Source organism: Ochrobactrum sp. SFR4 (genome assembly GCF_019730395.1).
Taxonomy (GTDB): Bacteria; Pseudomonadota; Alphaproteobacteria; order Rhizobiales; family Rhizobiaceae; genus Pseudochrobactrum.
In genome coordinates this window covers 1-267 of the sequence record NZ_JAAPBB010000845.1, presented here as the reverse complement: position 1 = coordinate 267, position 267 = coordinate 1, and the positions used below count along the sequence as shown (strand labels likewise).

The window sequence follows — 267 nt, the reverse complement described above, 5'->3', positions numbered from 1 at the left end:
CGACACGGGTGGAACCGGTGAAGGTGATCTTTTTGACCACCGGGCTGGCTGTCAGCTCGCCGCCGATTTCTGCGGCATTACCGGTGAGAATATTGACCACACCGGCCGGAATACCGGCTTTTTCTGCGAGCAGCCCCCATACAAGACCGCAATAAGGGGTAAACTCGGCAGGCTTGATAACGATTGTACAACCGGCAGCCAGTGCAGCGCCGAGTTTACGGGCAATCATTGACAGCGGGAAATTCCACGGGGTGATGGCACCAACCA

The 267-nt window shown here is 56.9% G+C and carries 1 protein-coding gene; it reads right to left on the bottom strand.

Translation table 11 applies throughout. The annotated features are described in order from the left end of the window. Window positions 1-267 (bottom strand): aldehyde dehydrogenase family protein (locus HBA93_RS21470; protein WP_221724602.1); only part of this gene is annotated, 267 nt, incomplete at both ends.